19 protein-coding genes are annotated in these 24142 nt (G+C 42.8%); 9 read left to right on the forward strand and 10 right to left on the reverse strand.

Annotated elements, in window-relative coordinates:
• The first annotated feature begins 21 nt into the window (after window positions 1-21).
• Both ACZW67_RS05535 and ACZW67_RS05540 read left to right on the forward strand, forming a co-directional pair.
• Window positions 22-981, forward strand: a complete 960-nt coding sequence (locus tag ACZW67_RS05535) for an AEC family transporter (RefSeq protein ID WP_197100289.1) — start codon at window positions 22-24, stop codon at window positions 979-981.
• A gap of 67 nt (window positions 982-1048) precedes the next feature.
• Window positions 1049-2080: an ornithine cyclodeaminase family protein gene (locus ACZW67_RS05540; RefSeq protein ID WP_465182465.1), complete on the forward strand. Its 1032-nt coding sequence runs from the start codon at window positions 1049-1051 to the stop codon at window positions 2078-2080.
• 89 nt (window positions 2081-2169) lie between these two features.
• On the opposite strand, the gene ACZW67_RS05545 is transcribed toward ACZW67_RS05540, so the two are convergent.
• From ACZW67_RS05545 to katG, 5 genes are all read right to left on the reverse strand, one after another.
• Window positions 2170-2325: a hypothetical protein gene (locus tag ACZW67_RS05545; RefSeq protein WP_197216135.1), complete on the reverse strand. Its 156-nt coding sequence runs from the start codon at window positions 2323-2325 to the stop codon at window positions 2170-2172.
• A gap of 48 nt (window positions 2326-2373) precedes the next feature.
• Window positions 2374-3375 carry an LLM class flavin-dependent oxidoreductase gene (locus tag ACZW67_RS05550; RefSeq protein WP_465182466.1) on the reverse strand — a complete coding sequence of 334 codons (1002 nt, stop codon included), beginning with the start codon at window positions 3373-3375 and terminating at the stop codon, window positions 2374-2376.
• Window positions 3376-3703: 328 nt separating this feature from the next.
• Window positions 3704-4630: a LysR substrate-binding domain-containing protein gene (locus ACZW67_RS05555; protein WP_110922940.1), complete on the reverse strand. Its 927-nt coding sequence runs from the start codon at window positions 4628-4630 to the stop codon at window positions 3704-3706.
• Between the two features lie 185 nt (window positions 4631-4815).
• On the reverse strand, window positions 4816-5400 hold the full coding sequence (locus ACZW67_RS05560; RefSeq protein ID WP_465182467.1) for an HAD family hydrolase: 585 nt from the start codon (window positions 5398-5400) through the stop codon (window positions 4816-4818).
• 140 nt (window positions 5401-5540) lie between these two features.
• Window positions 5541-7718: a catalase/peroxidase HPI gene (katG, locus tag ACZW67_RS05565; RefSeq protein ID WP_465182476.1), complete on the reverse strand. Its 2178-nt coding sequence runs from the start codon at window positions 7716-7718 to the stop codon at window positions 5541-5543.
• Window positions 7719-8519: 801 nt separating this feature from the next.
• Here katG and ACZW67_RS05570 point away from each other — a divergent pair.
• The 4 genes from ACZW67_RS05570 (at window position 8520) to ACZW67_RS05585 (ending at window position 13702) form a co-directional block, all read left to right on the forward strand.
• Entirely contained in the window at window positions 8520-10442 is a 1923-nt protein-coding gene (locus ACZW67_RS05570) for an AmpG family muropeptide MFS transporter (protein WP_465182468.1), read from the forward strand.
• A 56-nt stretch (window positions 10443-10498) separates the two neighbouring features.
• On the forward strand, window positions 10499-11395 hold the full coding sequence (prmC, locus tag ACZW67_RS05575; protein ID WP_465182469.1) for a peptide chain release factor N(5)-glutamine methyltransferase: 897 nt from the start codon (window positions 10499-10501) through the stop codon (window positions 11393-11395).
• A gap of 108 nt (window positions 11396-11503) precedes the next feature.
• Window positions 11504-12298 (forward strand): HesA/MoeB/ThiF family protein, encoded by a 795-nt coding sequence (locus tag ACZW67_RS05580; protein ID WP_465182470.1) that lies wholly within the window; start codon window positions 11504-11506, stop codon window positions 12296-12298.
• A gap of 90 nt (window positions 12299-12388) precedes the next feature.
• Window positions 12389-13702, forward strand: coding sequence for an ABC1 kinase family protein (locus ACZW67_RS05585; protein ID WP_465182471.1), 1314 nt, complete (start codon window positions 12389-12391; stop codon window positions 13700-13702).
• Between the two features lie 413 nt (window positions 13703-14115).
• Here the strand turns inward: ACZW67_RS05585 and ACZW67_RS05590 are convergent, their stop codons facing one another.
• Complete coding sequence (locus ACZW67_RS05590) at window positions 14116-14604, reverse strand: Lrp/AsnC family transcriptional regulator (RefSeq protein WP_110922935.1); 489 nt, start codon at window positions 14602-14604, stop codon at window positions 14116-14118.
• Window positions 14605-14821: 217 nt separating this feature from the next.
• Here ACZW67_RS05590 and leuA point away from each other — a divergent pair, with 217 nt between their 5' ends.
• A complete protein-coding gene (leuA, locus tag ACZW67_RS05595) occupies window positions 14822-16609 on the forward strand; it encodes a 2-isopropylmalate synthase (RefSeq protein WP_465182472.1) in 1788 nt (595 codons plus the stop codon).
• A gap of 252 nt (window positions 16610-16861) precedes the next feature.
• Window positions 16862-17482, forward strand: a complete 621-nt coding sequence (locus tag ACZW67_RS05600) for a hypothetical protein (protein WP_465182473.1) — start codon at window positions 16862-16864, stop codon at window positions 17480-17482.
• A 172-nt stretch (window positions 17483-17654) separates the two neighbouring features.
• Here ACZW67_RS05600 and accC read toward each other — a convergent pair whose 3' ends face one another.
• The 4 genes from accC to ACZW67_RS05620 all read right to left on the reverse strand — a co-directional run bounded on the left by accC (window position 17655) and on the right by ACZW67_RS05620 (window position 22428).
• The gene (gene accC / locus ACZW67_RS05605; RefSeq protein WP_110922932.1) at window positions 17655-19016 is read right to left on the reverse strand and encodes an acetyl-CoA carboxylase biotin carboxylase subunit; all 1362 of its coding nucleotides are present in this window, start codon (window positions 19014-19016) and stop codon (window positions 17655-17657) included.
• 156 nt (window positions 19017-19172) lie between these two features.
• On the reverse strand, window positions 19173-19601 hold the full coding sequence (gene accB, locus ACZW67_RS05610) for an acetyl-CoA carboxylase biotin carboxyl carrier protein (protein WP_110922931.1): 429 nt from the start codon (window positions 19599-19601) through the stop codon (window positions 19173-19175).
• A 358-nt stretch (window positions 19602-19959) separates the two neighbouring features.
• Window positions 19960-21327 carry an MATE family efflux transporter gene (locus ACZW67_RS05615; protein WP_110922930.1) on the reverse strand — a complete coding sequence of 456 codons (1368 nt, stop codon included), beginning with the start codon at window positions 21325-21327 and terminating at the stop codon, window positions 19960-19962.
• A 627-nt stretch (window positions 21328-21954) separates the two neighbouring features.
• Window positions 21955-22428, reverse strand: coding sequence for an EVE domain-containing protein (locus ACZW67_RS05620; RefSeq protein ID WP_465182474.1), 474 nt, complete (start codon window positions 22426-22428; stop codon window positions 21955-21957).
• Between the two features lie 251 nt (window positions 22429-22679).
• Here ACZW67_RS05620 and hemW point away from each other — a divergent pair, with 251 nt between their 5' ends.
• Window positions 22680-24008, forward strand: coding sequence for a radical SAM family heme chaperone HemW (hemW, locus tag ACZW67_RS05625; RefSeq protein WP_465182475.1), 1329 nt, complete (start codon window positions 22680-22682; stop codon window positions 24006-24008).
• The last annotated feature ends 134 nt before the right edge of the window (window positions 24009-24142 follow it).

A 24142-nucleotide genomic window follows, 5' to 3' on the forward strand; every position in this document is an offset into this window, starting at 1 on the left:
GTCACCGAATTGAGCCTATTTATGATTGATGCTATTGTATTTGCTATTACTATCGTCTTACCCAACCTTGCCTTAATGTGGTTGGGTTTTTTTATGCAAAGACGCGGTGAGGCGAGTAAGACGTTTATCGATCAAGCCTCTAGTTTTGTCTTTAATTACTGCTTGCCTTGTTTACTATTTTTCAGTGTGGTCGACAGTGATGTCGATTATGCCAAGCAAATCACACTGATTATCGCCGGTATCTTAGTGACGTTCCTCTTGTTTATCGGGGCAGAAATATACGCCAAGTATTTTGTGAGCAAACCTGCTGACCAAGGCGTATTTGTGCAAGGTGTGTTCCGTAGTAATATGGCGATTATAGGGTTGGCCACGGTTGCCAACGCCTATGGAGAGCGAGGTTTAAGTATCGGGGCCGTCTACATGGGAGTCGTCACGATATTATTTAACATCTTAGCCGTGATTACCCTCAGCCGTGTATCTAAAAGTGTGGATGATACGTGGTCCAGTCGCAGCATTATGATTGTCAAAAAACTATTGACCAATCCACTGATTCTAGCATTGGTCAGTGCTTTTGTTTATAAAGCGCTGCCATTGCCGCCTATTACTGGCGTCATTCATACGACCGGCGACTTATTGGCAGCAGTAGCCTTGCCATTAGCACTTATTTGCGCAGGTGCGAGCATAGACATGAAGTCCATGTTACATCCATCAGGACTGTCTATGCAGGCCAGTATAGGACGTATCGTCATTGCGCCAATCGTTGCTATCGCCATTGGCTTGGCATTTGGTCTATCTAGCGTACACATGGGCGTGCTGTTTTTGATGGTGGCATCCCCAACCGCAGCAGCCAGTTACGTGATGGCAAAAGCGATGGGTGGCAATGACATACTCGCGGCCAATATTCTAGCGTTTACCACCGTCGTTGGTATGTTTGGCATGGCAATTGGCGCGGCAACTTTACGCGGATTGGGTATGATGTAAGCTCTGTTTGGGCGCTATAAGATGACACGCGAGTTAAATAATAAATTCATAAGTAGGAGCATTAACAGTGCAATTGTTAAATAAAGCAGTCGTGACGGAACACCTTAATATGCAGGCAGCCATTGATGCGATTGAGACATTGTTACATCAGCAAGCAGCACATCCTAATTGGATTAAATCCCCTGAGCGTTTGGTGATAAGTACCTTTACTGATTCTGATAGTCATCGTTCAGGCTCACATTTATCTATGCCAGCCACGATGTATGATGGTGAGAGCGAATACACGGTCGTAAAGTTAGTGACTATTTGCCCTGATAATCCCAGTCGCGATATGCCAACGACCACAGCTATTGTTACCGTATCAAATAACGATACTGGCGCTATACTAGCAGTTATGGATGGCATCTATATTACGCAGGTACGTACCGCCGCATTGTCAGGTATCGCGACCAAGTATATGGCAAAAACCGATTGCCAGAGTGTCGCAGTGGTTGGTTGTGGCGGTATGGCTTATGAGCAATTGCATGCAGTGCTAACGGTACGTCCAGAGATTAAGACGGTGTATTTATGGAATAGAAATTATGAAGGTGCACAGCAATTTAAAACGTGTTTTGCCCGTGATTATGCCCAATGGAATGTAGATATTCAGGTCTGTGAAGCGTTAGACGATGCCGTCCGTGGTGCCGATATTATTAACGTAGCAACCCGAGCCACTGAAGGTTTATTTAGTATTGATCAAATCAAATCTGACGTACACATCAATGCAGTCGGAGCCTATCAGCCTTCGATGAAAGAGATAAGTAATGATGTTATCGCCAATAGTAAGATGGTCATCGTGGATGATTTGGCTGGCAGTCATCACGAAGCGGGTGACTTAATTCAGGCGCATGACAGCGATGACTGTACGTGGGTATGGGATGACCTGAGCGGTGATTTGCAAGCATTGGTTACCGCAGCATTAAAACAAGAAAGTGCTAAGAGCGATAAAGGTATTACGCTATTTAAATCGGTTGGTGCAGCCAGTTTCGATGCGGCAGTTGCATTATATGTGGCAAAACAAGCCCAACAACAGAGTCTAGGTTCTTCAGTAGATTGGTAAAACTGCTTATCATTTAAAATGATAAATGATAAATGATGATTCGCGAAATTAAATAAGCCCCCTTTTCAAATAAGAGAAGGAGGCTTTTTTTATGAATTCAAATTGTCTTTATTGCGTTTATCTTCTCTACGCTGTTTGCGTTTTGGGCTAGTGCGGTACGTCAAATAACCGCCAACGACCATCACGGCGAGAAACGCGACAATGTACAAAAATATCGATGAACCAATCAAAGTAGAAGTTTCCATAGCACTTGTCTTATTAGGGTTTATCAATAATTATGCAATTGTCCTATATCATTGTAAAGTAAACAAATTTAGCTCAGATGTAAGTTCAAGTGAACGCAAACGAGCTGCTTGATCGTAGATATTGGCAGTCACAATCAGTTCGTCTGGCTCATACTGTGCGAGAAATGCAGCAAGTTTTGGTTTGACGGTTCCGACAGAGCCGATGAACGATACCGACAATGCATTATCTACCATTATTTTTTCTGCTTGGCTCCAAATACTATCCATATCGTGAGTAGGCTTTGGCATTTGACCTGTTTCACCGCGGCGCAAGCGTACAAAGCTCTGCTGCGCTGAGGTAAAGTGATACTGTGCGGTCGCATCATCATCAGCCAGTAACAAGTTCGCGGCTAGCATGACATAAGGCTTGTCTAAATAAGCAGATGGCTTGAACTGCTCACGATAAGCGGTAATTGCTTGCTCAAGCATTTGCGGGGCAAAGTGAGAGGCAAATACATAAGGCAGTCCAAAATGTGCAGCCAGCGTCGCTCCAAAAAGAGACGAGCCTAATATCCAAATAGGAATGTTTGATTTTGCTCCTGGGAACGCTTGCACAGCACTGCCATCTGTATCATTGCCTAAGAAATACATCAATTCTTGTACGTCTTGCGGGAAGCGCTCCGCATCTTTCATTTGTCTGCGTAACGCCTGAAAAGTCGCACCATCAGTACCGGGTGCACGGCCCAGACCTAAGTCTACACGATCGCCATACAAGGCTTGCAAAGTGCCGAATTGCTCAGCGATAACGAGCGGCGCATGGTTGGGCAGCATGACACCGCCTGCACCGATACGTATACGCTTGGTTTGGCTACCGATGTGAGCCAATAGTACTGAGGTTGCCGCACTAGCAATACCGGGCATGTTGTGATGCTCGGCCATCCAGTAGCGGTTCAGACCGAATTTTTCTGCTTGCTGTGCAGTGTCAACGGTCTGGGCAATACCTTCAGCGATGGTTTTGCCTTGAGGTACGGGTGCTAGGTCTAAAAAAGATAAGGGAATGGTTTTACTCATAAATCACCTGTTTGGTCAGTTTAAAAGCATTCATCGTTTTTCTGACAGTCTTATAGGCTGCTTATAAAAAACGTTGAGTGCTTGACCTTTAACATGATGGGGCAGTTCTACTGAATATAAAGGTCAGAGATGGAGACGATAACAAATCTTAATAATGTGATATGAATACAAGAGGAGAAGATTGAGAGTAAGTTCTTAACAGAAATGGCAGTATGAAAAGCAAACCGCACCCTTATCTAGTGACGAGGGTGCGGTTGAATTTTGTATGAATGGACATGTTAGCTAATTTGTCTTTTGAATTTAAAAGGCTTTTTAGCTAAGATAGATTTTAACTAAATTGCTTTTGGCATAATTCCATAAAAGCACGTCCATATTGGCGAATTTCAGCATCGTCACGTACTGCCATCCAACTGGTAAAGCGACCAAAATGATCGACTGGAATTGCAGTTAAGTTCTGATAATGACTCGGCTCAAACGCCATCTCGGCGATAATGCCGATACCTAGGCCTAGACCAACATAGGTGCTAATCACATCAGCATCAAGCGCTGCTAGCACGATATCTGGCTCTAACCCTGCTTCTTCAAACGTTTTGTCAATCGCGCCACGTCCAGTAAAGCCGCCGTGATAGGTCACGATCGGATAGCTGGCAAGCGTGGGCAAGTCGATAGACTCTTGATTCGCAAGTTCATGGTCGCTTGGCACGATGACCCGATGCGTCCAATCATAATAGCGATAACAGCGTAGATAGTTATTGTGTAGCAAAGACTCGGTTGCGATACCAATGTCGGCTTGACCACGAATAACCATCTGGGCGATGGTCTCTGGATCTGCCTGTTGTAAGATTAGATTAACCTTCGGAAAACGCTCTTTAAACTCTTTTACCACTTGCGGCAATACATAGCGAGCCTGCGTGTGAGTGGTGGCAATGGTCAACGTACCGATATTTGGGTTATTAAAATCAAGACTAAGATTTTCAATAGTACGAATTTCAGCGAAGATAGACTCAATGTGAGGCATGAGCGCTGTACCCATAGTCGTCAGACCTGTTAGGCGTTTGCCTTGACGCACAAAAACCTCGGTCTTTAGCTGGTTTTCAAGCGCTGCAATATGCTTTGACAGACTTGATTGGCTGGTATGTAGCACGGTCGCTGCTTGACTTAAGTTATAGCCATTAATCACTGTATGCCATACTGTTTCCAGCTGCTTGAGCTGAATCTGTAAATGTCGCTGATTGACCACTACATCGATTGCCATAACTTAGTCCTGTTATATAAATATACAAACCCTGTCCGTATACATAAAATAAAAATGTATCAATATATAATAAGAGAACAGTGTAAAACAAAGCGGTTATTCTTGTATATACTAAATAGTTATCTATTTATGTTTTTTTGGAATATAAGTATAAATAATATGTATTGGAAGTTGTTTTTGAGTACTCAGAAGTGCTGATAGAATCTTTCATCTGCTAGACTCAGCAATTCTTCATCTTCTAATGTGTCTCCATAAGCATATATGGTGTCAAAATTACTTAGATTATATTTTTGTTCAACCAACTGCTTTTTCGTTATTCCGCTACAGTCATCATTGAGATAGTTACCCGTCAATATACCATCAACGACATCTACCTTAGTACATATCAAGTCTAGTCCATATTTTGTACACCACGGACTGAGATATAAATCCAAAGATGCAGAGACGATAACGACGATGTCTCCTCTTTGTTGATGCCATTTTATTTTTTCGAAAGCATTAGATCTTATATAATTCGGTATCATCAGCTCAGAAAATTCTTCACCTTTTATTCTAAGCTGTCGCTCATTTGTCCCTTTAAAAGCGAAGTTATAAACTTTTTTTCGAATCTCGCTACCGTGTAATCTACCTAGCTTATATTTAACGATAGTTGGTAATAAGATGATTTTACCTACATTAATTTTTCTTTTATTTGCTGCGAATAATATAAATTTGGTAAAGGTATCTGTGTTTGTTATGGTGCCGTCAAAATCAAATAAGGCTATATTCATAATTTAATTCTCTAATAAATAGGGCGTACTCATTATAATATTTACTTTGGATTAGATGTGATACAAACATAAAAAAACAGCCACCTTTCGATGACTGTCTTAGCTTACAACTTCAATAATGATATGATTTGTGGCGGTTTCTAGCTGAAACGATCCGCATTCATGACTTTATTCCAAGCATTAACGAAGTCTTTGACGAATTTCTCTAAGTTATCATCTTGTGCGTAGAGCTCAGCATAAGCGCGTAGGATAGAGTTAGACCCAAATACGAGGTCGACACGGCTGGCTTGCCATTTCACGTTACCAGTAGAGCGCTCACGCAATTCGTATAGTGTCGTGGCTTCATTGTTATCGGTTTTAACAGGATTCCAAGTGTAGCTCATGTCAGTCAAGTTCACGAAGAAGTCATTGCTAAGCGTACCCGCACGCTCAGTGAAAACGCCTTGTTGGTTCTGAGCATAGTTGGTATCGAGTACGCGCATGCCACCGATCAATACCACCATTTCAGGAGCCGTCAAACCCATTAGCTGCGTACGGTCTAATAGCATCTCTTCAGGAGAGACCACGTAGCTGCCTTTAATCCAGTTGCGATAGCCATCATGTAACGGTTCAAGATCAGAGAAGCTTTCGGCTTCAGTCATCTCATCGCTAGCATCACCGCGACCAGCATTGAATGGTACTTCAATCTCAACACCTGCATTAGCTGCGGCTTTTTCAATGGCAGTATTACCAGCCAATACGATTAGATCCGCTATGCTTACTTCTTTATCAAAGTTCGTTTGGATAGTCGTAAGCGCTGCAAGTACGCGATTTAATTGCTCAGGCTCATTACCTGCCCAGTCTTTTTGCGGCGCTAAACGAATGCGTGCACCATTGGCACCGCCACGATAATCCGAAGCGCGGAACGTACGAGCGCTGTCCCATGCGGTAATAATAAGCTCGCGATGATCAATGCCACTGTCTAATATCTGTGCTTTTAGGCGATCGATATCATCAGTACTCAGATCAGCATTACCTTCTGGAATTGGATCCTGCCATGTGAAGTCTTCTGATGGTACATCTGCACCTAAGTAGCGAGATTTCGGTCCCAAATCGCGATGGGTTAGTTTAAACCAAGCTCTTGCAAATACTTCGTCGAAGTACTCTGGGTTATTGTGGAAATTCTCTGAAATTTCACGATAAATAGGATCTTTAATCATCGCCATATCAGCGTCAGTCATGATTGGGTTACGGCGTACACTTGGGTCATGCGCATCTAAAGGACGATCTTCTTCTTTGATATCGACTGGCTCCCATTGCCACGCACCGGCTGGACTCTTCGTTAATGCCCACTCATGATTGAGCAGTAGATCAAAATACTCATAGTTCCACTCAGTTGGATTTGTGGTCCATGCGCCCTCGATACCACTTGAGACGGTATCGCCAGCATTACCTGTGCCTTTAGGGTTGCGCCAGCCTAGGCCTTGCTCTTTGATATCAGCGCCTTCTGGCTCATCTTCTAATAGACTGGCATCGCCATTACCATGACATTTACCAACCGTATGACCACCAGCTGTCAAGGCGACTGTTTCTTCATCATTCATCGACATACGGCCAAAAGTGGTACGGATGTCTTGTGCTGTCTTGATTGGATCAGGATTACCATCGACGCCTTCTGGATTGACATAGATCAAACCCATTTGCACAGCGGCTAAAGGATTCTCTAATGATTCGCGCTCTTCATCACTGTCGTAACGGTTTTTGGTAGCGGCAAGCCATTCGCGCTCAGAACCCCAATAGATATCTTTTTCTGGATGCCAGATATCAGCACGTCCACCAGCAAAACCTAAAGTCTTGAAGCCCATAGATTCATAAGCCATGTTACCTGCTAGGATCATCAAATCTGCCCAAGACAGTTTATTGCCGTATTTTTTCTTGACTGGCCATAATAGACGACGAGCTTTGTCCAAGTTGACATTGTCCGGCCAGCTATTTAGAGGGGCAAAGCGTTGATTACCCGTATTAGAACCACCACGGCCGTCAGCACGGCGATAGGTACCGGCAGAATGCCATGCCATACGAATCATTAGCCCGCCATAGTGTCCCCAATCTGCTGGCCACCATTCTTGTGATTCTGTCATTAGGTTTTTTAGATCAGTTTTGACCGCTTCTAAGTCTAGCTGTTTGAATGCTTCAGCATAATCAAAATCTGCACCCATTGGGTCAGTTTTGTAATCTTGCTGATGTAAGATATCTAGATTAAGCGCATTTGGCCACCAATCTGTTGCAGCAGATGCAGTGGTAGTATGTGCTTGATGCATCACTGGGCAGCCACCCATGCTAGGACGCTGAGGCTCGTGCGAGTTATCAACGTTTTCGCTATGGATCGTTGGGCCTTGACCATCACCTTGATCATAGGTGGTATTGGTTGATGCAGTATTGCTGCCTTTATGATCTACAGGACAGCCGCTATTATCTGCTGTGTTCTTATTGTCAGTTGAAGTATTGGTTGAGTCAGACATGGTATTACTCCTGGGTTATGATAATCGAAAAGAACAAACCGTTAATCTTGGTAACCGTTGTTTATGTAAAGAGCATAACCAAACTTAGTAGATTTATAAAACTAATATATAAGAATTATATGTTTTAAATTATCAATCATAAAAAGTTTGATGTTTTGTTTATTAAAATCGTTGTTAGTACCATCGCTCATTACTATTGGTTTAATAACAGCTGGTTGAACATACGGCAAACCTACCAAGCAGGCATCCATTCCATTTTTGTTTATATATTGCCTATCTATTACATGTTGCCCATTGATAATGCCATTATTAGAACCCTTTAAAAAGGGGTGCTAGTAAGAAAAAAGAAAGCCAAACTAACCCTAGTGAAATATTACTACCATTTGCGTTACTACTTAGAAAGATAGTCTACTGTACAAAGGCCACGGGCCATAAGTTAATGCAAAAACATCTAGTCAAAATAAAGGTTCTCAAGTACCATAACTGAATTTTGTTGTAATCGTAATATTAGTGCAACGTAGAGCAATTTTTATCGATCCTTTCGTTTGTAACTTATTCTAAAGATTGATAAAAATTGTGCACGGTTGTGTTCTTTGTCTGAATTGTTGGTGAGTTATTATGTCTGCTGTCAAATCTGTGCCACCCAATCAACCGGCTGTCAAAAAATCATGGGGAGAGGCTGCAAAAGCTTATTTAGACCCCCGTGTCATTATCATGTTGTTTTTGGGCTTTTCAGCGGGTATTCCCATACTGCTTATTTTCTCAAGCTTGTCCTTATGGCTAAGAGAAGCTGGCATTGATCGTAGCGTCGTGACTATGTTTAGTTGGGCCGCACTTGGCTATTCGTTTAAGTTTATATGGGCGCCATTAATCGATGCGCTCCCTGTGCCATTTCTGACCAAGTGGTTGGGCCGACGCCGTAGTTGGATGGTGGTATCGCAGCTACTTATCATATTGGCTATCTTTTTGATGGCAAATGTAAACCCTGTTAGTGAAGACGTTTTAGTCTATATGGCAGGGGCTGCGGTGCTGTTGGGCTTCTCTTCTGCCACACAAGATATCGTGATTGATGCTTACCGTATTGAGTTGGCACCGCCATCGATGCAGTCGATTCTATCTTCTATTTATGTGTCAGGTTATCGCATCGGTATGATTGTCGCTGGGGCAGGCGCTTTATATTTGGCTGACTTTTTTGGCTCGAATGAGACTTTTTATAGTTATGAGGCATGGCGTAATACTTACTACATTATGGCAGGGGTCATGACGTTAGGGGTATTAACCACGTTTGCCAGCTATGAGCCAACGGCTGAGACGTTGCAACACAAAAAGCAAAAGAGCAATCTTAAAGTATTTCTGATTTATTCTGGTTTGCTACTAATACCGGGATTGATTTTTAGTTTGATATATCTAATCAATATTTTGGTCAATAAAGTATTTAGCAGTACCATAGCGATGATACCGTTAATGGCCATGCCAGCGATTAAATTTTACTTTTTGGCATTGGTCGCTTGTGCGCCTTTATTGCTGCTGTACTTCATTATCAACCAACCTAAAATTATTAATAAAGCCCCACTAGTTGCTGAAACTCGCGAAGATTACGTAAGATTGGTATTGCTATTTGTATTCTCTGTCGTTGCATTTGTCATGGCTTATGTCTTGATTGGACCATTATTTCCAGAGTTCGAAGGCGCGTTTTCTAGCTTCTTTGTAGAAACATTACATCTGCTGATAAGCTTGGGTGTGGCAATGGCTGCAGGCTATGCGCTCGTACAAGTAGGGTTGGTCAAAAAAGAAGTGGCGATGGCCACTTGGGTTGAGCCTATTTTAGATTTCTTTAGACGCTATGGTAAAAAGGCGTTTTTATTATTGGCACTCATTGGGTTATACCGTATTTCAGATATTGTGGCAGGCGTGATCTCCAACGTCTTTTATCAGGACATGGGCTTTAGTAAGATTGATATCGCCAACGCAGTGAAACTCGTCGGCGTGATTATGGCGATTGCGGGTGGGTTTTTAGGTGGGCTATTAGCACAGCGTTTCCGTATGATGCATGCCATGATGATCGGCGCAATTCTTGCTTGTGCTACTAACTTGTTATTTGTGCTACTGACTTACAACCCAGGCAGTTTGCCGTTTATGTATGTTGCGGTCATATTTGATAACTTAGCAGCAGGACTGGCCAGTGCAGTGTTTATTGCTTTTTTATCAGCGTTGACCTCCATTCGTTTTACGGCAGTACAGTACGCTATTTTCTCATCACTTATGACGCTGATACCTAAGGTCATGGGTGGATATTCAGGCGCTATCGTCGATAATATGGGCTATCCATTCTTCTTCATTTTTACCTTTGCGATAGGTATTCCGATTCTGGCGCTGATTCACTATGTCGATAAGCATATCGTCATTGGTGACAACGATGACATTTATGGCGATGATGACAACAGTGATGGAAACAGTAATAATGGTAGTGGTGGCAATAAATTGACTAAGTCTAATCCAAACTTAAGTGATACCAAAGAGCCACCACGTGCTACGGAGTAGTGGCTGCATCTGGTTTTTATCTTATTCACCACGCACATTATTTTTAAGAGCTACCTATGACAGCATCTATTCGTCAGATAAAGCAGCACATTCAGCAATTGATGAATGAGGCTGTAAACAGCAAGCTACCGTCATTTTGGTTCACGGATTGGCTGTTGTATGTCGTTGATAAGCCTGCGATAGCGTTGATGACAGATGAAGGTTATCAGCTAACAGACAGCGAATTTGAGCAATTTAATACAGGTGTGACCAAGATGCAGGCAGGAATACCGCTTGCATATTTGACGGGTCAGCAGGAGTTTTGGTCGCTGACGTTTACTGTCAATGAGCATACGCTAATTCCTAGGCCTGACACTGAGGTATTGATTGAGCAGGTATTAGGTTGGATAAATACTCAATCAAATCGTGCAGGTAATAATCAGCCGAAGCGCTTGCTTGATTTGGGTACAGGGTCAGGCTGTATCGCAATCAGCCTAGCGCATGAGCTCAAGGCAAAAAATATTGGTGATACATCCGATAGCTGGCAAGTGGTTGCGGTTGATTTGTCGCTAGAAGCACTAAAAGTAGCTAAGCACAATGCGGCTATCAATGACGTCGCTGATATTGAGTTTATACAAAGCAGTTGGTATGAAAGTCTGCCTATTGACGACAGTCAGCGATTCGATGTCATTGTATCTAACCCTCCTTATATTGATGAGGAAGATGAGCATTTAGCTCGATTAGTCGCTGAACCTATTAGCGCGTTAAGTGCCCCCAATCATGGTCTAGCTGATATAGAGCATATCGTCCAGACGGCTTCGCAATACTTGCGTGCAGGGGGATTGTTAGCGATTGAACATGGCTTCGATCAAGGTGCACAGGTTAGACAGCTGTTTTTGGATAATGGCTTTGAGTCTGTTCATACGGTAAAAGACTACGGTAACAATGACCGTGTGACGCTAGGGCAAATTTAATAAATAGATTCAGTAAACAAATATTGTACTGAACGGCTTACTGAGTTGCTTAGTGTTGATTTTTTTGTTTGAGAATAGATTTTAGACAGTAGTAGATAAGGGCTAAATATGGCAGATTCATTAGAGACAGCGCAGTTATCGGATGATGAGCTGCTGCGTTATGCACGGCAGATATTACTCGATGGCTGGGATATTGATGCTCAGATACGCTTGAAGTCGTCTCGTGTGGTCATGATAGGCGCAGGCGGTCTAGGTTGTCCTGCTTCTGAGACACTAGTACGTGCAGGACTTGGGCACGTTCATCTAATCGATGACGATGAGATTGAGGCCAGTAACTTACAGCGTCAGACCTTGTTTTTACCTGAAGATATCGGTAAGCCTAAAGCCATAGCAGCAGCGCAGATGTTAGAGAAGACCAATCCTTTAATCACTGCTCGCGGTACAGTGGCACGATTGAATGAAGACAATGCTTATGAATTGCTCGATATAGCGACTGGTAAGCCTGATTTACTCTTAGACTGTACTGATAATTTTGCCACACGTGATGTGATCAATCGTATTAGTGTGCGTTATCAGATTCCATTGTTGTCTGCTTCGGCAATTGCGATGCAAGGGCAGTTAGCTCTATATGAGCCACAGTTAAACACGGGTTGCTATCATTGCGTGTTTGGTTCAGTGGTGAGCGATACAGAGTCTGATGAGCGTACTTGTGCCAACTCAGGAGTGCTTGCTAGTACGACTGCGATTATGGGAAATTTGCAAGCCAATGCCGCCCTGCAATACCTTGGATTAACCAAAAATCCACTGACAAATAAGCTGCTCATATGGGATGGTAGCCAAATGCAACAACGGCTAATGGGCTATCGCCAAGATGCAGAGTGTCCTATCTGTAGCAATCATTAATCAGTAGATATGAGTTAGTGGCTACTTGGCTCATCTGCATATATTACCGTCTATTTTCCCACATCCTTTTTATGACCATAGTTGTTTCTTATGAAAATTCACCGTCCACATTTATTAAAACATACGTTCAATGTTGTCAATCGTGTTCGCCAAACAGCGAGTGTCGCTGGTCTGTCAGCGCTCAGAGTCGCGAGAGGGGAAAAGCCCGACGCGATGCTATTAAAAGAAACATTTGAGCAATTAGGTACGACTTATATCAAGATTGGTCAGTTCATCGCTAGCACACCGTCTTTATTTCCACGCGAATACGTAAAAGCTTTTCAAAGCTGCCTAGATCAAACCACGCCATTGTCTTATGCTTATATCGAGCAGGTTTTGACAGAGGAATTGGCGGTTGACGGCATGACACTGGATGACAAGTTTGCCTATATCGACTCAGAGCCATTGGCTTCAGCGTCTATTGCCCAAGTGCATGCTGCACGCTTGCACAATGGCGATGAAGTGGTGTTAAAGGTGCAAAAGCCTGACGTTGAAACCATTATGCAGACGGATTTGGGCGTATTGCACGGCGTGACCAAATTACTTGAAATCCTTATGCCGTCAATGAAGTTTGCTAGTATTGCGCCAATTATCGATGAGATTCGTCTGCGTATGTTAGCAGAGACAGATTTTATCGCTGAAGCGCAGAATATCCGTGATTTTCAGCAGTTTTTAGCCGTGTCAGGCAATACTCGTGTGGTAGCTCCGACCGTATATGAAGCGTTGACCACTAAGCGTGTCCTGACCATGAGTCGCTTGTATGGTGTCTCTATGGTCGATGAATCACTCATGCGTCAGTACTGTGCGGACCCTGCACAAGTTATGGCAGATACGTTGAACACATGGTTTGCCAGTCTGATGCTGTGCAACAGTTTTCATGCGGATTTACATGCGGGAAATTTGATGTTATTGACTGACGGCCGCATTGGATTTTTAGACTTTGGTATCGTAGGTAAGCTAAAAGCAGAAAGCTGGCGGGCGTGTATGGGCATGATGCAAGCCATGCAAGACAGTGACTATCAAGCAATGGCGCGTCATATGATTGATATGGAGATGACGCATGGTGGCAATCAGGTCGATGTGGTGGCACTGGGTAATGATTTACAGCGTATGATGAAGACCATCATGGCAGAGGACAGAGCCTTTACGAGCGGCGTACCTTTTAATAGTAAAGAACAAGCCGATGAGCTCAATCAAATGATGCTTGAGATTGTGGAAGTAGGTAAGCGTCATGGTATTCATTTCCCACGTGACTTTGCTTTGTTGACCAAGCAGATGCTATATTTTGATCGGTTTATGCGTACGCTTGCACCGGATATGGACATGTTTAGCGATCAGCGCGTACAAATGCTAGGGCAAGCATAAAAGTAAGTAGTATTAGACGCTATTAAAAGGATGTAACCTCACCAGCTATATTGAATATAGTCATTCCACTATAAAAGTATTACAGCGTTAACCTCGCTTGAAGTATCACATATACATCGACACTCGGTTGCCTTGTACTACTTTTAAATTGAATCGACTATACTATTTAATATGTTGTCGCTTTTAATGAGAGGTTGTATAGAATGTCATCGACAGGCATTGCTCAATTCTATACAACCGCTGTGCTCTCAATACGTCCAATATCATTTGCATACTCTGATACAGAGGGCTATGCTCATTGCCGACAGAGGATTATATTCATTGCCAAAAAATGGCTCTGTCATGATTAAGCCCTCTAAAAGCTTCTCTTTCCTGTACTTGGTGTACTCACTCACACATTTAGCAGTAGTTGTTTACACCACGCTACGACTGAACACTTCTCGTAACTCAAAACTGGTATGTACTTGCGCGACACCTTCGATACGATTCAATCTGTGCAATAAAAACTCCTCGTAATGCGCCATGTCACGTACTCTGACTTTGATGAGATAGTCTTCGGAACGTCCTGTGACAATACTGCAGCTAATGACTTCATCGAAGCTCTGTATTTTGGATTCAAACTGTTCAAAACGCTCGGCAGTATGACGATCCATACTAATCGCAATGAATACGGCCAGCGGGTAGCCAAGCTTTTGCGCATCCGTTTTGGTGTAATAGCCAGTGATAACGCCAGCATCTTCTAAGCGTTTAATACGGCGAGCACAAGGGGTGGCTGAAAGGTTCACGTGCTCAGCAAGCTCTGTGATGCTCATGCGTGCCTGAGTCTGTAACAAGCGTAATAACTGTCTATCAGTCTCATCTATATCGGCCAAAGAGGTGCTATCAAAAGGGCTACTTGGCATAATTTATGACCTTATTAGTGAATTCATTTAATTATACTTATCAATGTAAACTTTTCCACTAAAAAAACCTAAAATTTAATAAAATAAAGCCGATTTCTATCTTGCAAACTTTGATATTATAATGACATAAACATTGGTTATCTCCTATGAGAAAGATTGACCTAGTCATCAGCCATTTAGCTAAAATATAAATTCCCATACTTTCTAAGGATTGATTATGTCTGACCAAGCCACACGCACTGTAGCCGCTACGACTGCAAAGGTTACACCCAAAAATGCCGCGTTTGATTATAAAAAATATCGTCCATTTGCATTTGTACCATCGTTGCCAGATCGTACTTGGCCGAGCAAAACAATTGAGAAATCACCGATATGGGCAAGTGTGGATCTGCGTGATGGTAACCAAGCACTGATTGATCCGATGACTATCGAACAAAAAATGCGTTTTTTTGAAACCCTAGTCGATGTAGGTTTTAAAGAGATTGAAATTGGTTTTCCATCAGCTGCGCAAGTTGAGTTCGATTTTGCTCGTAAACTTATCGAAGAAAACCATGTGCCTGACGATGTGACTTTGCAGGTTTTGGTACAAGCTCGTGAGCATTTGATTGCTCGTACCTTTGAATCATTAAAAGGTGTAAAGCGTGCTGTTGTCCACGTGTATAACTCAACATGCCGTATTCAACGTGAAAAAGTCTATGGCAAAGACAAAGCCGAGATTAAAGAAATTGCTATTACGGGTGCCAAGCTATTGCAGCAATATGCCGCGAAATATCCTGAGACAGAATGGGTTTTTCAGTATTCACCAGAAAGTTTTAGCCAAACAGAGACTGAATATGCAGTAGAAGTCTGTGATGCAGTCTGTGAAGTATGGCAACCACAACATGGGCAGGAAGTAATCTTTAACTTACCAGCGACGGTTGAAGCGTCTATGCCTAACGTCTTCGCTGATCAAGTTGAGTATTTTTGCCGTCATCTTGCCCAGCGTGAGCATGTGATTGTTAGTTTGCATACGCATAATGACCGTGGCTGTGCGGTTGCTGCTGCTGAGCTTGGTGTATTGGCTGGTGCGGATCGCATCGAAGGGACGTTATTGGGTAATGGCGAGCGTACCGGTAACATGGATATTATGGTCATGGCAATGAACTTGTTTAGCCAAGGCATCGATCCGGATCTTGATTTCAGTAATATGAGTGAAATCGTTCAGGTCGTTAGCGAATGTAATAATTTGCCTTTGCATCCGCGTCATCCTTATGTCGGTGAGCTAGTATTTACCGCTTTCAGTGGCTCGCATCAAGATGCCATCAAAAAATCTCTCGACTATAATGAAAAGCATCAAGACGAAACAGACAACGTGTGGGATGTGGCTTATTTACCGATTGATCCGGCGCATATTGGTCGTAGCTATCAAGACGTTGTGCGTATCAACAGTCAGTCGGGCAAAGGCGGTGTCGCTTATATCTTGCAGCGTAATTATGGCTTTAACTTACCGCGTTGGATGCAAATCGACTTTAGCGGTGTGGTGCAAAAGCAAGCTGAAAGTGCAGCACGTGAATTGCAAAATGATGAGATTTTACAGACCTTTGAAAACACCTATCTACAGCAAGGTGAGTTTGAGCTATTAGATTATAGTGTCAATAATAAAGCGGGTGAAGTGTGCTTTGACGGTCAAGTACAAATGAATGGCGAAACCATTAATATTGATGGTACGGGTAACGGTCCATTGTCATCATTCATCGATGGTCTTGCTCAGCATACAGGCAAGTCGATACATGTTATCAATTATGCTGAACATGCGATCAATCCGCAGCACAATAGCGGTGATGGCATCGACGATGACACCAATCGTGATAACAAAACCAATGCCAACGCAGCGGCTTATATTCAGCTAAATGTCGATGGTGAGGTTTACTCAGGTATCGGTACTTGTAGTAGCACTGTGTCAGCCATGCTAAAAGGTGCATTATCAGCCTTTGCTCAAGCACTTGGCACTGTGACTACTGCTTAATACTAAAAAGCATTAAGTTTAAGATAACATCATCGCTTCTTGCTTATTTATAGCAAGTGAAGTGATGGTGTTATTTTTTTGCATAAGAAAAAGAAAAGCCATTTTAGAGCGTGCTACCGCAACACAGTCTATATTTGAGCTGCTTAGCGTGCTAAGACCAATAGCATAATATTACTTGTGTTTTTGGTGTCTAAGACTTACGCTAATGTATATAGTACCTATTATTATATTAATATAAACATAAGGTTAATCATGGAACCTCTATCCTTTGCTTCAGTGACATTGGCATCTATTCTGGCTTCAGTGCCAGCGAATGGTGAAATTATCACTAAGCCGACCATTACTACCCATATTAGTCCAGCTATTGCAGGACAATGGGAGATCGACTTAGATAGTCCAATTACGATGACAAAAGAAGCCAAAGCGGAGAAAGACACGCTGAAATCTCCCCAACAGGCAGAGAGTACCGAGCCTAAAGCAATGGCTAGTATAGAGGGCGGTATTTTCTCACAAAGTGAAAATCGTGTTTTTGATATCAAGCCTAATATGAATACAACATTGAGCACATCTGCGAAAAAGCCAAATCAGTGCCGCGAGTTGTATAATTTTGGGGCTGACAATGAGATGTGGGCAGTGAGCGGTAAAGAGCGAACTTACAGTCGTTATTTGGTCACGCACCGAGAGGAGGGGCTACCAGTCATTGCTATTAGAACGGTCTCTGATAATAATGAAATAGACTGCTCTGGTAATCAAGTTGACCAGACTGGCGAAGCCTTGATTGCTTTTTTGAATCACGATGGCAATCAGATGCAGTGGTGTGCAGATCCTGAAGGAAAGGAATGTTTTATGAATTTTCATAAGGTGTTGCCATAGAGGTCAGGTATTTATCATCGATCACCGCTCATCGATTTCTACATATGGCTATATGCATCATCATATAGCTATCTAGCATCAAGCACTTTACCTAAATCTATTACTTATACAAATAAAAAAACCGCTATCTATTTAGATAGCGTTTTTTTAGGTTCTGAGCCAGTTGAATAACTTATGACTTGGCTTTTTCTTTGTTCGCAGTCAAAAGCTCTCTTTCGAGATAATGAATATTTTGCGCTTCATGAACAAAGTTATCATCTGCCAAAATCACATCACGATGTAGCGGTATATTGGTTTTGATACCTTCAATCACTAATTCATCGAGTGCATGCAACGTTTTAGATATCGCTTGCTGACGTGTTTGGCCATGGCAAATAAGCTTACCGATCAATGAATCATAATAGGTCGGTATCTCATATCCAGGGTATAGGTGCGAGTCAAAACGCACACCTGATCCACTTGGCGCAAACAATTGACTAACGGTGCCAGGGCAAGGAACAAAGGTCGCAGCATCTTCAGCATTGATACGACATTCAATCGCATGGCCTTGGATTTCAATTTCGCTTTGACGATAAGACAAGCCATAACCAGCTGCAATCTTAAGCTGCTCAACGACCACATCAATGCCAGTAATCATTTCAGTCACAGGATGTTCAACCTGTACACGAGTATTCATTTCAATAAAGAAGAACTCGTTGTTTTCAAATAAAAATTCGAACGTACCTGCTCCACGATATTTCACGAGCTCGCATGCTTTAACACAGGCTCTTAAAATAGGCTCGCGTACGTCGTCAGGGATATCTGGTGCAGGCGCTTCTTCTAGCACTTTTTGATGGCGACGCTGTAATGAGCAATCACGGTCATATAGATGGATAGCGTTACCGTTACCGTCACCAAGTACCTGTACTTCTACGTGGCGCGGGTTTTGTAGATAGCGCTCCATATAGACCGTATCATCACCAAACCATAGCTCAGCTTCTTGTTTGGCGGCTTGTACTTGTCCGATCACTTCTTCGAAGCGCTCAACGACACGCATACCACGACCACCGCCGCCAGAAGCTGCTTTGATCAATAGTGGAAAGCCGATATTGCGCGCTTGTTCTTCAGCGTTATGTAGTGTCACAGCACCAACAGAACCAGGTACGGTAGGTACACCCGCTTTTTTCATAGCATTAATAGCAGAAACTTTATTGCCCATTAAGCGGATATGATCAGCATTAGGACCAACAAAGGTCAAACCAGCTTCTTCAACTTGTTCAGCGAATTCAGCATTCTCTGATAAAAAACCATAGCCAGGATGAATGGCATCGGCACCAGTGATTTCAGCAGCGGTTAGAATAGTATTGATATCAAGATAGCTTTGATTGGCATTAGGTTTGCCAATACAGATTGCCTCATCAACAAAACGCAAGTGCATCAAGTTGGCATCAGCCGTGGAATAGACACCGACAGTCTCTATGCCAAGCGCTTTACAAGCTCGAACGATACGTAGGGCAATCTCACCTCTATTGGCGATGAGCAGTTTTTTTATCATGGGGTCATCCTTGTCGAAGCGGCAGTCATTGATAGAGTCGCTATTTTGGCATCGTGACGCTAAGCTATTATAGTTAATGCACTATAACCCAAACTCAGATGCCAAATGGTAACGAGGTCTCAATCATAATGAGATAAAGTATGGCGAAAGTTATCGTTATGCTTTGTAGCGTACGATAGGTTGGCCAAACTGTACTACTTCAGAGTTATCGACTAAGATTTCGTCAATGACGCCACTTTGGGTTGCCTCAAGCGGATTCATGATTTTCATGGCTTCAATGATACCGAGCGTGTCACCAGCCTGTACCTTTTGTCCAACCTTGATGAAAGGTGGGTCATTAGGGCTAGGCGCTGAATAGTAAACGCCAACCATTGGTGATGTCTCAACGCTACCGGCTTTTACCGCAGGTTTTGCTTCGGCAGCAATGGGAGCCGCGCTCGCAGTAGGAGCAGCCATCATCGTTGGTGCAGGGGCATCATAGTGACGAGTCAAACTAATGTGTTCGTCGTCTGAGCTGATTTCCAAATTAACCAGTTCACTTTCTTCCATGAGTGCGATCAGAGTGCGTATTTTTTCAATATCCATAGTTTTAATTTTGCCTTGTACTAAATTCGAGAAATAGTGTAACTAAATATTGTGCAGATAATTGCTAATGATACCTATATTCACGTCAATGAGCAATCGATGTACAGTTGTTAACTGAGATTTTTTACATATTATGACGTATGCATATGTTATGCGTAAGAAATGCTCAATGATTTATCATAGTCTATGTGACCATATAGCGCCAGTGATGGTTACGAGATACTATAGTCAAATCCATATAAATCCGCTACATCGTCATCCTCACTAACCATACTAATGTATAGCTTGCACGCGGCTTCCTTGTATCGAAATTGTTTGGATCAACTATATGTTAGATAAATATGGTTTAGATAGGCCGCTAGGCCCACTTCGCCGTTAAGCGTCTCTGTTGATAGCGCAGTCGCAGAGTCAGTAGAATAGACGATAAAAACAACCCTGTGATTAATGCCATCCAAAACCCTTGGGCACCAACGTCAGTGAAACGCACCAAGTAAATACCGAGCGGTAGAGCGACTAACCAATAGCAGAAGAGCGTGACCCACATTGGTATGGTCGTGTCTTGCATGCCGCGCAATATACCAGCAATGTTGACTTGCCAGCCATCAAATAACTGATAAGCAAGTGCAAAGATGAGCAAGTGCATGGCTTGTGCTCTGACCACTGGATTGTCAGTAAATGCTGCTGCCAGTTGTGGTCTAAACAGCCATATGCCAAGCATACAAGTCAATGCAATCAATACGGTCCAAATCAGCCCTGTGGCTTGTACTTGTCGTAATGCCAGTAGGTTTTTTTCGCCGAAGCGATTGGATATCATAATAGTCAGCGCCATGGCGACTGATATGGGTATCATAAATAGCTGCGAGGTTACCGCCAATGCTACTTGATGCGATGCTGTTGCTATCTCACCTAAGGGACTGATAACTAGGGCACCTAAGCTAAATAGGCTTGCTTCAAAAAATATCGAGATACCAATTGGAATACCCAATTTCAGCAGTTTTTTGATCTGTTCACGATTGGGACTGGCAAAGCCATAAAAGAACCGTGTGCTGGCAAACTGCTGTCGTTTAGTGAAGCTGGTATAAGCAGCAAGTAGTAATACATTTATCCATAATACTAAGGCCGTCGCGACACCGCAGCCTGCGCCGCCCATCTCAGGCATACCGAATAAACCATGAATAAAAATATAGTTAAGCGGAATATCTGCCAATAGACCAATGATACTAATGACGGTGACGGGCTCAGGTCGTCCAAGGGCTTCGCAATAACTACGTAGGACGGCATAGACAGCCAGTGCAGGGAAACCAAACGAGACACCATGTAAATATTGCGTAGCGATTGGCTGGATGTTTTCAGGCACCCCCATGATTCCAAGTACGTTTGGGGCCAAATTAACCACAATAAAGCCAATAATACCAATGACACCAGCAGTCCATAAGGATTGCTGCGTGATATGAGGTACTTGGTCATGCTTGTTTTGACCAATTGCCTCACCAATGAGCGGTGTGGTAGCAATCAAAATACCAGTGGCTAATAAAAATAATGGCAGCCAAATACCAGAACCAACGGCAACGGCAGCCAAATCGAGCGCAGAGACTTGACCTGCCATAATAGCATCGACTACGCCAAGTGCCGCTTGGCAAAATTGGGTAATCAAGATAGGTAGTGCGAGCACACCTAAACGTAAGCTGTAGCTTTTAAAATCTCTAAAGGATAATGGGAAAACCATAGTGAGCAACTTTTTATTCTTTACGGTATTTATTAGGAACGAGCAAAACCTGCCATCAATAAACTAGGGTCTGTTGAACATTCAAATATTAGGGCTGCTGATTGCTAAAATTGCACCAAACTAGGCGCAAGTCGACGATAATGTCGAGACCTTAGCTAGGCTTGCAACAACGTTTGGGGTGATTTTAGCATCAGCCCTTCAGGGCAGTACTATTTTTTGCCAATACATGGCGAAATTGTTTCACCTAGAATGACTAGGCATCAAAAATTTCACTGCATATTGTCTAAAAAATAGTGACTGCCAGCACCACATTTGAATGTTCAACAGACCCTAATAGCGAGACAGGGAGATAAAACGAAACAATGAGATGAGAATAGTGCCGACGATAATACTCCGATAAATAATATGAGCAAGCCTATAATGTTGCCTAAGTAGATAAATAGAGTATGAAAAAAAGTGACGGCACTAAAATAAAAATAACCCGTCGATCCAAAGGGTGGATTGACAGGTCATAAATAAATAAGATGGTAAAGAAGCTGGGCTATAATGTCAATGTTTCAGAGGCTCGCAATGATGATGGATACAAGACAACTATAAAGAAATATAAAAAAAGAAAAGTATGAACTTTTATATGAGATCCAGCGTCTCTGCCATATCTATAATCGCTTGCCAATGCTTTGGCTCTAGCGGAATGACCGTCAACTGCTGACAGCCTTTTCTGAGTAACAATGAATCTTCAAGCGCGGGCAAAAACTTAAGATCTAGGAGTGGTATGACATCAGTAAAGGCCTGCTCAAATTTGACGTCTACCATATACCAGCGTGGCTCATCTTCGGTTGCAATAGGATCGTAGTGACGGTGTTCAGGATGGAACTGGGTGGGATCAGGGTAGCCCGCTTTGCTAATCGTCATGATGCCAGCCACGCCTGATGGTTTGGCGCTAGAATGATAAAAAATTACTTGGTCACCGACTTTCATGTCATCGCGCATAAAGTTGCGCGCACGATAATTACGTACGCCATCCCAACGATCCGTTTTTAAACGCTGCAAATCCTTAATACCAAAAAACTTTGGATTAGATTTCATCAACCAGTAAGCCATATTTTTATCCTGTTAATTATTATAGTTTTGTTAGGGGGTGTTGAATATTTACCAGCCGTTAACCGATGATAGTAGCTTTAGTAGTAGCTATTTTGCCAATAAGTGGATGTAGTTAACATGAGTGTTTGTTACTGGTTTTGTTATTGCAGGGATTTTCTTTAAGAGAGTCTTTTTTTTACTGAATTTAGGCGTTATCCTAGCGCTACTTTCTGCTAATGACAGCAGCAACGCATTTATAGATAAATCCCTTTATGTCAAATATTCAATCTGTTCACGGTTCAACTGATATTAATGCCTTCAATAATGATAATGCGGGCGTAATAGAGGTGAGTACCATTCCACTAGCGTTATATATTCATATACCGTGGTGTGTAAAAAAATGCCCTTACTGTGACTTTAACTCGCATGAGTTACCGATAGACAGTCAGATATCGATGTATGACGAATACGTAGATGCATTGCTGCTAGATGCAAACATGCAGCAATCACTAGCACAAGGGCGCGAGATTAGTTCAATATTTATCGGCGGAGGCACGCCATCGCTATTACCGATTGCACAGTATCGACGACTATTCGCTAGCTTACGCAATACCTTTACATTCGCTGATGATATAGAAGTGACCATGGAAGCCAATCCTGGCACGCTAGAGCATGCGCCCTTTGCTCAATACCTAGATGTTGGTATCAATCGTCTGTCAATTGGTGTACAAAGCTTTGCTGCTGATAAGTTGACCACGCTTGGACGCATACACGATCCTGCTCAAGCACTGTCTGCCATTCACGCTGCACGCGCTGCTGGTTTTGAGCGCGTCAATGTCGATTTGATGCATGGGTTGCCACAACAAACGATGAGCGAAGCGTTGGATGATATTCAAATGGCGCACGATGCAGGGGCGACACACATCTCTTGGTATCAGCTGACGATTGAGCCCAATACCGTGTTTTATCGTAGTCAGCCTATTTTGCCAGACGAAGACAATTTGGCAGATATTGAACAAGCAGGTCAAGCGCTATTGCAGCAATTGGGCTACAACAATTATGAAGTGTCCGCTTGGGCAGGCGCATCCGATCAGCCGTGTCGTCATAATGTCAATTATTGGCAATTTGGGGATTATTTGGCCATTGGGGCTGGTGCGCATGGCAAAGTGACAGTTAGTCATAAGGCGACGATGCATCACAAAGCTAGCGAAACAGCAGAAACGAATAAAACGTTAAAGAGTGAGTTGTTAATACAGTCTGGCATTTATCGTTTTAGTAAGTCGCGATTGCCTAAGGATTATGTAGGGCATTTGGCTGCTAATAAGCAATCTACTGTCAGCCAAAACGCACCTAAGATGGTGGGCTGGCAAGAAATTGACAGTGATGAGTTGGTCAGTGAGTTTATGCTAAATGCACTGCGCTTACATGGCGGGGTTGCTTGGTCATTGTTTCAAGAAAGAACAGGACTAAGTGCTAATAGTATTGCACCATCAGTAGACAAGCTCGTGGCTCAAGGTTTATTGACAGACAGTGCTGAGCGATTACAGCCAACTATATTAGGACAGCGTTATCTCAATCAAATATTACGAGAGTTTTTATAGCACTGTATTTTAATGGTAGTGCAAAAGCAGGATAAGCATTAGGGTCTGTTGAACATTCAAATGTGGTGCTGGCAGTCACTATTTTTTAGGCAATATGCAGTGAAATTTTTGACGCCTAGTCATTCTAGGTTAAA

The sequence above is a fragment of the Psychrobacter sp. TPE 89C genome (assembly GCF_055522395.1).